The 9,506-nt window shown below is 56.8% G+C and carries 8 protein-coding genes; 1 reads left to right on the top strand and 7 read right to left on the bottom strand.

From position 1 onward, the window contains the following. Positions 1-137 precede the first annotated feature (137 nt). Positions 138-899 (top strand): hypothetical protein, encoded by a 762-nt coding sequence (locus HRF49_00690; protein ID MEP0813168.1) that lies wholly within the window; start codon positions 138-140, stop codon positions 897-899. A gap of 9 nt (positions 900-908) precedes the next feature. On the opposite strand, the gene HRF49_00685 is transcribed toward HRF49_00690, so the two are convergent. The 7 genes from HRF49_00685 to HRF49_00655 form a co-directional block, all read right to left on the bottom strand. Then, complete coding sequence (locus tag HRF49_00685; protein ID MEP0813167.1) at positions 909-1,103, bottom strand: YtxH domain-containing protein; 195 nt, start codon at positions 1,101-1,103, stop codon at positions 909-911. A gap of 146 nt (positions 1,104-1,249) precedes the next feature. After that, positions 1,250-4,471: an efflux RND transporter permease subunit gene (locus HRF49_00680; GenBank protein MEP0813166.1), complete on the bottom strand. Its 3,222-nt coding sequence runs from the start codon at positions 4,469-4,471 to the stop codon at positions 1,250-1,252. 3 nt (positions 4,472-4,474) lie between these two features. Further along, positions 4,475-5,719 (bottom strand): efflux RND transporter periplasmic adaptor subunit, encoded by a 1,245-nt coding sequence (locus HRF49_00675; protein MEP0813165.1) that lies wholly within the window; start codon positions 5,717-5,719, stop codon positions 4,475-4,477. 27 nt (positions 5,720-5,746) lie between these two features. Further along, positions 5,747-7,288: a TolC family protein gene (locus HRF49_00670; protein ID MEP0813164.1), complete on the bottom strand. Its 1,542-nt coding sequence runs from the start codon at positions 7,286-7,288 to the stop codon at positions 5,747-5,749. Then, on the bottom strand, positions 7,260-7,484 hold the full coding sequence (locus HRF49_00665; GenBank protein ID MEP0813163.1) for a DUF2892 domain-containing protein: 225 nt from the start codon (positions 7,482-7,484) through the stop codon (positions 7,260-7,262). The genes HRF49_00670 and HRF49_00665 overlap by 29 nt, the downstream gene beginning before the upstream one ends. Before the next feature lie 26 nt (positions 7,485-7,510). Beyond that, positions 7,511-8,167: a thioredoxin family protein gene (locus HRF49_00660; GenBank protein MEP0813162.1), complete on the bottom strand. Its 657-nt coding sequence runs from the start codon at positions 8,165-8,167 to the stop codon at positions 7,511-7,513. A 17-nt stretch (positions 8,168-8,184) separates the two neighbouring features. After that, a complete protein-coding gene (locus HRF49_00655) occupies positions 8,185-8,478 on the bottom strand; it encodes a metal-sensitive transcriptional regulator (protein MEP0813161.1) in 294 nt (97 codons plus the stop codon). Positions 8,479-9,506: the final 1,028 nt, after the last annotated feature.

Below are 9,506 nucleotides of genomic sequence, written 5' to 3'. Positions count from 1 at the left end.
TGCGGTCCTTGAATGTCAAGTGATGGTACTCTTTCAACGGTGCAACACCTCCGGGCTTGAATCACCTAGAGTGTTGCACCTCATTCATGAATGTGCCGCGTTCTTGACCCGCGCTTCTTCGTGTTACAATTCTTCCGGTGGCATCGCTTGGTTTCCTCCTGAAAGTAATCGCAATTTATCTTGCCGCACAGCTTGTTTTCGTCCTTGCGTTCGGAGGCATAGGAGGGGATAGGCTTACGCCCAAAGTGTCGCGTTCGGTTTTTGTAAGCCTGTTCAACCATATTCTTTTCGGCATTGCCGCTGTAGTCGGAATCGGCCAGGCACTCGACGCAGCCAAAATCAACACGCAGGGCGCGGTGTGGATAGTCCCCGTTTCGCTTTTCGCGGGATTCTTTTTGTTCGTTCTGCTCGATATCGGAACCAAATTCGCTCGTCGAAAAACGCCGGGACTCCTTATTGACCTTCAAGAGCTTGGAATCTTTCCGGCATTTCCGCCGTATATTTCGATTCCCGCGCTAATCAATTTTTTCCTTGCAAAACCTGTAGGCGAGGAGTTGTTTTTCCGTGGATTCGTCCTTGGGATTGTCGGCTCGGAGGTCGGTCCTTGGCCTGCGTTGGGAATATCCGTCGTGCTCGAAAATCTTAGATATCCCCAACTCGCGTGGGCATGGCGCAGTACCACGCGAGCGCTGATTTTGGGGGCGCTGTTCTTTTCTGGGCCAAGCGTTCTCCTTCCGATTTCCGTCAGCGTCGCGGCGCACATTTTCCAGGGAATGATTCAAATCGGACGTGTCGGCCGGGCCGTAAAGACGACCGGCAAACTTCCGGGAGATATGACGGCTACAGACGGTTTTTCCGGCAATGCGCAGGATTCTTCCACCACCGGAAAGCGGAAGTGAGCAAAACGCCTAAATGAACGACGCGGTAAGCCCTACCAGCCCGCCGTAAGCAGCCGTGACATACCACTTGCTTGTGATAAGGCATGCTCCGCCGTTCTGACATCCGACGGTGTAGTAGTAAAGCGCGCCAAGCGTCGCGCCGGCAATCACGAACAGCGCCGTGCGCAGCAACCTCTTCGCAGCTTTGCTCAATACTATCTTCATTTTTTTGCTCCGGCCGAGAAACAAATCCGCCATTGTCGCGGCTTCATGTTACCCGCTAAGATGCCATGTTCACCGGGTTGCAACATCTTTTTGCGATTCTTGACGCCAAGCTGCAATCGCGGAATGAATTTCACAATTGCGTATGCTTATGCCGGGCGAGCTTTCTTCCATTCCTTTGCCTTGAGCGAGTAGTAAAGCAACGGAATCACGCCGAGCGAAAGCGTCGTGCTTGCGATCACGCCGAAAATGATCGCCCATGCCAGCCCGCTCCAAACGGGATCGGAGACGATCACAAACATCCCGCTCATCGCGGCGACCGCGGTCAGGACAATCGGCCGTGTGCGGACCGCGCCCGCTTCGATTACCGCTTGTTCAAGGGACTTGCCCGCGGCCTTCTGGTCGGCAATGAATTCAATCAGAATGATGCTGTTGCGGACGACGATTCCCGACAGTGCAATAACTCCGATCATTCCGGTTGCGGAGAAATAGATGCCGAATCCGCCGATCAACGCGAATCCCGGCAGCACGCCAAGCATCGTAAGCGGCACCGCGCCGAGAATTACGAGCGGCTCGGTGAAGCTGTGGAAGCGGCCCACCATAATCAGGTAAATCAACAGAATCGCGACCCCCATCGCTATGCCAAGGTCACGAAATACTTTAAGCGTCAGATCCCACTCGCCTTCCCATTCGAGTTTGAATCCCGGCGGGAGCTTGAGACCGGCCTGCCATTTGAGCAGGTCGATCATCGCGTACACGCTGGATCGGTTCGCCATTTCCCCGAACACGTATGTAATCGGTTTCAGATTCTTGTGATGAATCGTTTGATCCACTTCCGAGTTCTCGAACCGTACAAGCTCGGTTACCGGAACCTTCACTCCCGCCATGCTCGTCACGGTAACGCCGGATAAATCCGCAAGCGACGTGCGTTTTTCAAGCGGATACCGAAGTACGATCGGCACCTGCTCCTCTTCGCTGGAATCGTGAAGCGCGCTGACCGCATAGCCGTTCATCAGTCCCGAAATGGTCTGCACCACAAGCTGCACCGGCACACCGATTGAATGCGCCTTGGCGCGGTCGACGGTAATCGTGAATTGCGGCTGGACCGATTTGACGGTCGAATCTATGTCAACGACTCCCTGGGTTTGCGCGAACCTGGCCGCGATTTCCCCTGCTATTTGTTTTTGTTCATCGCCATAAGGGCCGTACAGCTCCGCCACGAGCGTGGAGCGCACCGGCGGCCCAGGCGGATCTTCGACAAGTTTGATGTTTGCGCCGAGTTCCATTTCCATTTCGTCAATCACCGGGCGCAGCCGCGCGACGATGTCTTCGCTCGACGCTTTGCGGTGATGCTTGTGCACCAAGTTCACGCGAAGGTCGGCATAATGCGTCGCGTTTCTGAACGATGTTCCGCGCAGAAGCCCGTTGAAATCCACAATCGAACCGGTGCCCACGAACGTTTCAACGTCCTTTACTTCCGGCTGCTCCAGCAAAAACTTTTCGACTTTCCGCGCCGCGTCGTTTGTCCTTGCCAGCACGGTTCCGTCCGGCATATCGATTGTCACCAGAAACGTGTTCGTATTCGCCTTTGGAAGCATTCTGAATTTTACAAGCTGAAACACCGGCAGAGTGAACGATAGCAAAAGAGCGACTGCAAGCCCGGCGAAAAGCAGCCGCCTGCTCGCGGTGGATTCCAAAAGCGGCGTCATCGTTTTTTTATAAAACTTGAATGCGAATGTCTGTTCGATCGGCTTTGCGCCGTGCGTGTGGCCGACCTTAATCCAGCGCTTGGCCAGATATGGAGTTATCTGGAAGGCGACTATCAGCGAGGCGAGCATCGCGACCGGGACGTTGAACGGAATCGGCCCCATGTACGGCCCCATCATCCCTGTCACGAACGCCATCGGAATCATCGAAACGATAACGGCCAGAGTAGCGTAAATCGTCGGCGCGCTTATTTCGTTCACCGCTTTCACGCAGGCGTCGCGGCGCGCGCAGTATTTCATCGACAGATGCCGGTGGATGTTTTCGACTACGACAATCGGATCGTCTACCAATAGTCCCAGCGAAAGTATCAACGCGAATAGCGTAATCCGGTTTATCGTTTGCCCCGCGAGCAGTCCGATGCCGAGCGTAACGAGAAGAGTTAAAACAAGCGCGACGCTCATTACCGCGGCGTCGCGCCAACCGAGACTCACGACAGCGAGCGCGAGCACGATCACGATCGCCCATCCGAGATGGCTGACCAGTTCGTTCACCGCGTCGTTTGCGCGTTTGCCGTCGTTCCTCGTCACAACCCAATCTACGCCCGGCGCCAGACCGCCCTGCGCGGCCAGCACCTTCATTTTTTCGATAATGTTGTTCGAAATTACTACAGCGTTCTGGCCTTTTTTTTTCGCGACGGCGAGTGTCACCGCGGGATAACTCGTGCCGGATTTCTTTCCTTCGCCCTCGAAATGCGCGTCGTGCCCGGACGCTGCGGGGCCGAATGCTATACGCGTAATCGTGGTACGTTCGCCCGGCCCGTCCATGATTTTGGCGACATCGCGAAGATAAATCGGCCTTCCTGCCTGTCCGCCGACGACAAGCGACGCGACATCGTCCGCGTTTTCAAAAAATCTGCCGGTCTGGACAAGATGCTTCAGCCCGTCTTTTTCGATGTCGCCCGCGGGAAGTTCCTGGTTAGCCGCCTCGATCGCCTGCACGATGTAAGGCAAATCCAGACCGTATGCCGAAAGTTTGACCGGGTCGATTTCCACGGTAACCTGGCGCTTCTGGCCGCCGACCACGATGGCATCGCTCGTTCCCGGCACTTCCCGAAGCGTGTCCAAAATGCGGTTTGCCTCGCGCCGCAGTTCGTAATCCGAAAGCGAATTTGAATAAAGAGTAATCGCAACGACGGGCACATCGTTTATATCCACCGGCTTTACAAGCGGCGGCATAACGCCCTGCGGTATCCCGTCCAGGTTGCTGTAAACCTGGTTGTAAACCTTGAATATGCTTTCTTCCTGGTTTTGTCCGACGTAAAACCGCGCCGTCACGACAGCCATCCCCGGCATCGACGACGAATATACATGTTCGATTCCGTTGATCTTCCATATGAGCCGCTCTACAGGCTCCGCGATCAACTTTTCCACTTCTTCCGCCGACGCGCCGGGGAACATAATCATCACGTGCGCGGAAGGAACGCTTATCTGGGGATTTTCTTCGCGCGGAGTTACGAGCAGCGCCAACACGCCGAAAATCATCGCGGTCACGATTAACAGCATCGTGATCTTGGAATCGATGAAAACATGCGTCAACCAGCCGCCGACGTTCAGCCCATCGGAATTGCCTTCATCCGTTTGCGCGATTTTGCTTGCCTCTTTCATCGTTTAATCTCCCGCGAAGTATTCAACTTCCATTCCGTCCGCGAGTCCTGCCGGCGGATTTAAAATCACCCGCGCTCCCCTTTCGATTCCGCGAAGAACGCGCACCCTTCCGTTTGCGGCGGGCGAAAATTCAATCGGAACGAAAGCCGCCCTTTTTTCCTCCGTTACTTTGAATACGCCCTTTACCGCTCCGCGCTCGACGATTGCGCCATCCGAAATTGTCAGCGATTCTTCCGAATGCGCCCCCAGCATTATGCGTCCGAACATTCCGGGCAATACCCCTTTGCCCGGCGGCAATTCAATCCGCAGCTTGAATGTGTGAGTCATCGGGTCTCCCGATGTGACGAGAGCCTTGACCTTGCCTGGAACGCTTTCGCCCAGCGCGTCAATCAAAACCCCTATCGGATCTCCCGCCTTGATTCCGCCCAAATCGCTTTCGGGCACCGCGATTTCAATTTCCAGTTCGTCGTGAGATTCGATCCGCACAATCGGCTGGCCGGGCGCGGTCATCGCACCGACTTCGTAGAATTTCTTCGCGATCACTCCGCCGAACGGTGCGCGCACCTCCGCGTAGCTCATCATAATTTCGATGGAGGCAACTTGTGCTTCGGCCTGGGTTTTTCCGGCAAGCGCCCGGCTTGCCCCCGCCTTGGCTTGATCGATTTTCTTTCGTGCCTGCTGCAGCCCGCTTTTCGCAAATTCGAAATTGGCCTGTACTTCCTCCAACTGCGCTTTCGATATGGAATCCTCGGCATAAAGCGCCTGGTAACGCTTCAAGTTCTTGTCCGCCAGATCGTACGCGGCCTGCGCCTGCGCGAGTCCGGCTTCGCCCTCCGCGACCGCCGCCTGCGCTTGGCTGTATCCCGCCTCGGCCTGCGTCACCGCAGCGCGCGCCTGCACCATTTGCGCGTCCAAATCGCGCTTGTCCAGACGCGCGATCAGCGCGCCCTTCGTAACCACATCCCCTTCGGAAACCGGCATCTCTTCTATAAGCGCCATCAGTTTCGGCGCGACCATCGCGGATTTCGCGGCGACGACCGAGCCGGAATACTCGACGCCCGCGTCCACGGTTTCCGACTGAACCAGCGCAGTTTCAACCTTCATCGCCGCATACGCCGCCGGCTCGTCCGCCATTGCGGGTGAAGCGTCAAGCGGGGAATGCGCGCCCTGCTTGGGACAAGCCGTCGTTAAAATCGCGGCCGCGAACGCGCCAAACGTAAAAAGCAATCCAGCCGTTGCCTTACTCATTTTCTTTATCCTCCGTCCGTTCCGCAATTAACCCGCGGATATGTCCTCCACAATTTCTCCGGTAGCAACCTTTAGCGAAAAAAATGCGAGATGCATATCGTGATACGCCGCGGCCCGCGCCAGCTTTCCCTGCCGCAGGCTCGTTTCCGCGTCCTCCACTTCGAGGTTGGTCGCCGCGCCTTCGCGGAAACGGTTTGTCACGATGCGCAGGTTTTCCTCCGCTTGCTCGACTATCGTTTTCGCAGATTCGAGGTTGCCTAGGGCGACATCGAAATCGGTCAGCGCCGCGCGCACCTCGCTTCTTATGCCCAGCTTCAGCATTTCGATTTTCTCGTCCACGCTTTTGAGCTGGGCCAGAAGCTCGTCGCGCCTGCTGTCGCGCCCGCCGCCGTCGAATAAATTCCACTGCGCGTAAATCCCCAGCGTCGCATCTTCCGAGCCGTCCATAAACAGCCCGCTGTCGCCGTACTGCATTTCGCCGTAAAATCCCACTTCGGGGAACTTCGAGCGGGCCTCGATTTCGGCCATCTTTGCAAGCGCCTCGCGCTGCGCCAGGTACTTCGCCATGTCCGGGCGCTTCGAAAGCGCGACTTGCTCGTAATGTTCCGCGTCTCTGTCGACAAACGGAACATCGTTTAGATTCAGGGACAAATCGTATCTTGCCGCGAGGTCGCGGTCCATCAAAACGCCCAATCCGGTTTGCACTTTTTCAAGCGCGCCCAAAAACCTTCTGCGCTCGTCCTTCATCCGCGCCAGAAAAACGCGCGCGGCGAGCAGGTCGCTTTTCACGATCACGCCGTGGTTGTAGAAGCTTTCGGCAAGTTTCACGTGTCCTTCGGCCAGCGCCACGCTGTCGTCGTAAACCCGCACGCTTTCCTCCAGCAGTGCGCCGCCGAGATACGCGCGTATCAGCTCGCCCGCCATCCCGCGTGCCGTTTCGCCGGTCGCGGCTTCGCTCGCCGCAATGTTGTCTTTCGCAGCTGCCTTGCCCAAATCTATTCTTCCGCCGGTGTACAAGGGATATTTCACCGCCAGCTTCACGCCCAGATTGCCAAGGAAATCGGGATCGTTCAACTTCTCCACGGCGAAATCCGATTCCGCGAACCGCCCCTGGTTGAGCCTGAACGCGAACGTTGAAACCGGATTGTTCGAATAGGTGTATCCGGCGGACAAATCCAGCGACGGCAGTCCGAAGCTTTCCGCGTAGTCCAGCTTCGCCTTCGCCGCGTCCTCGTCGTGTTTCGACGCAAGGATCATCCTGTTGTGCGCCAGCGTCAGCGCCAGCGCATCCTCAAGCGAAAGGGGCAGGGCGCCCGCCAGCCACTCGTCAAGCAGAGATGTGCCCTCTTTGGCATAGGCTTCGGCATCAGAAACCGTCTCGCCGGATTGAATAGCTTCCGCGGGCGCGGCGCTCTCCGACGATTCCGCTTCCTTCACAATCGCCGAATCTCGCGTCGCGCCGATTTTTATCGCGTTTCCGTTCGCGGCAGCCGCCGGCATTGCCAAAAGCAAAACCAGCCCTGTCGCCGCAATTGCCGCATTAGTCCGCGGCGGCCTTCGCCTTCCCATCCGTGCATCCCTCCATCCCCGCTTTTTCGAGCATCATCTCGAGCGGGCAGAACTTCGTAAAGCTCGACTGAAGCAGGTTGAATCCCACGAACGCGGGCACGATGTACCATCCCGCCGCGCCCGTAAAGTATCCGAGCGCAAGTCCGGTAAGCACCAGCGTTCCTGCGAATCCCCTTATGAACATCTCTCTTTTCATCGCTTTCCCCTTGATTATGAACTTGGCTATGCCTTCGCCGCGGGCCTGATCGACGCGATCGCCTCAACCAGTTTCGCCGTCGGCACCGCGCCTTCGATTTCGATCCTGTCGTCCACGACCAGCTTCGGCACGCCCATCACCCGCTTGCGCGCCGCCCACTCCGGGAATTCCGTCGCCTGGATCATCTGCACGCGAACCTTCGGCGTCGCCGCGGCAAGCGGGAACGCCGCCTTCAGAGCCATCGGGCAATAAGGACACGTCGGCGAAACGAACACCTGCACCGTTACAGTGCGCCCCGCGGCTTCGATCTTTTTCACGATTTCGCCGGTCAGCTTCGTTCCCGAGCCGCTCATCGCCAGCATCCCGTCAAGCAGCGACGAAAATTCATGCCCGTGCGGCGTTCCTGTGAACAAAACCGCTTTTTCGCCCACCTCGTCAGTCACGACCAGCGTCGGCGCGACATCCACGCCGTACTTCGCGGCAAGCCCGCGCTCTTCGCCCAAATCGTGAATCGAAAGCTGAAGCTTCGGCGAGGCTTCCACAACTTCCATGTAAAGCCGCTCGTTGAGTACGCATGTATCGCAGTTCTCGTCCACGAACAGCATCATTCTGACGCTGCCGGAAAGCTTCGTCAGAATCGTTTCGACGTCCTTCTTTACTTCTTCGGGAAGTATCCGTTCCATTTGTTTCTCCTTTAAATTTAGTAATCCAGAAGATCGGCCAGCGCCCTGTAGTCGTACTTTCCGGAAGCGCCAGTCCCGGAGAGGTGGCACGCGAGGACAATCCTCGCAGCGGCGTCCGCCGCCCGCCGCGCGGCCTTTAGCTGGGTCAGAATCCGCCCGCAGTCCGGATCCGAATCCACCATTTTGAGAACGCTTTCGAGCTGGCCTATGCACCTGCGCAGCCTGTTCTTGAGGTCTTCCTTCCGGTCGCCCGTTAAGGATTCCTCTTTATTCGTCTCGCTCGAATTTCCACTTGTAACCAACTCGCTCATCCGGTGCTCCTTGAATGCATTCGGCGCTCGGCCGTCGCCTATTTATACCATACCCCCTATGGTATATTGCGCATTGATGCGCGGCAGATGGGAAAAGCTAGTGTGGAACTGACTTGATATGTTGTTCACAAGTCAGAATCAGAATACGGCTGACGGTATTTCGAGGTTGGGCGGTTTGGATTAAGTCCATGTTGCAAAACATGCCGAATGCGCCGATGGCAAAGGAAAATGTTCACAAACTTGAATTCGACTGCAAAGGAATGAACAAAATCGGTATAAGGCGTGTCTAACCACGCAGACAGCCGTGGCTTCCGGAGATTTAAGCTTCATCCTCCGGCAGAAGTGCCCATTTTTTAATGGGATTGGATCGACAAAGCGCCCGGGCGGTTTCCCCCCCCGACCGCCCGGGTTTGATTTTTTCGGCGCAACTAACAGGTAATCCCCCGAACAAACACATCCCTCTTTCGATGGCCGCGCGAATCCCGCGAAAACGCCGCGATTTTTGCTTCGAAAACCACGCGCGATCGCGGGGAGCGCGCGCAACGCCATGCCGCGCGATAGTCCGCGATAGTCGGCCGATCCGCGTACGCGTACGCGCTCGGACCGAAAAAATCGCCAGGTGGAGGTTTGGCATTCCCCACAAATAAGGTGGAAGTGGGTGATGAAACCTATCCGACGCTTAAAGCCCCGCCTCCATTGCTCGTACGAATTCCGATTGGCCGGGAAGCGCGGCGTTTACGCCGCGGATTATCTCGAACTATCTCCGAACTGGGAAGCGCGGCGGTTGGGCCGCGGATTGCCGAGGAATCGGGTGAAAAACCGACGGTGTGGCGGAATCCGCCGGAATCGGATACAATCCCAGTGCCGATGGTTGCGATTTCGACACAGGAACGCCCGGCGGTCAAGCAGTTGCCGGATTCGGGGAATGACCGCAGGGGCGCACTGCGTGCGCCCGCACTGAATAGCTCCGGTCCCCGGTCAGGCGAAATCCGGAAAACCTCACCGCGGATATTCTTGGGTTGGAGCGT

The sequence above is a fragment of the bacterium genome, assembly GCA_039961635.1.
Classification (GTDB): Bacteria; 4484-113; 4484-113; order JAGGVC01; family JAGGVC01; genus JABRWB01.
Note: the sequence above shows the minus strand (reverse complement) of the source record. Positions and strands in the feature narration are given on the sequence as shown.

What these genes read in the sequence shown, in the direction of transcription:
- HRF49_00665 (MEP0813163.1), bottom strand. Translation starts at nt 7,484, where the DNA reads ATGAAAAGAGAGATGTTCATAAGGGGATTCGCAGGAACGCTGGTGCTT.
- HRF49_00680 (MEP0813166.1), bottom strand. Translation starts at nt 4,471, where the DNA reads ATGAAAGAGGCAAGCAAAATCGCGCAAACGGATGAAGGCAATTCCGAT.
- HRF49_00675 (MEP0813165.1), bottom strand. Translation starts at nt 5,719, where the DNA reads ATGAGTAAGGCAACGGCTGGATTGCTTTTTACGTTTGGCGCGTTCGCG.
- HRF49_00685 (MEP0813167.1), bottom strand. Translation starts at nt 1,103, where the DNA reads ATGAAGATAGTATTGAGCAAAGCTGCGAAGAGGTTGCTGCGCACGGCG.
- HRF49_00660 (MEP0813162.1), bottom strand. Translation starts at nt 8,167, where the DNA reads ATGGAACGGATACTTCCCGAAGAAGTAAAGAAGGACGTCGAAACGATT.
- HRF49_00670 (MEP0813164.1), bottom strand. Translation starts at nt 7,288, where the DNA reads ATGGGAAGGCGAAGGCCGCCGCGGACTAATGCGGCAATTGCGGCGACA.
- HRF49_00655 (MEP0813161.1), bottom strand. Translation starts at nt 8,478, where the DNA reads ATGAGCGAGTTGGTTACAAGTGGAAATTCGAGCGAGACGAATAAAGAG.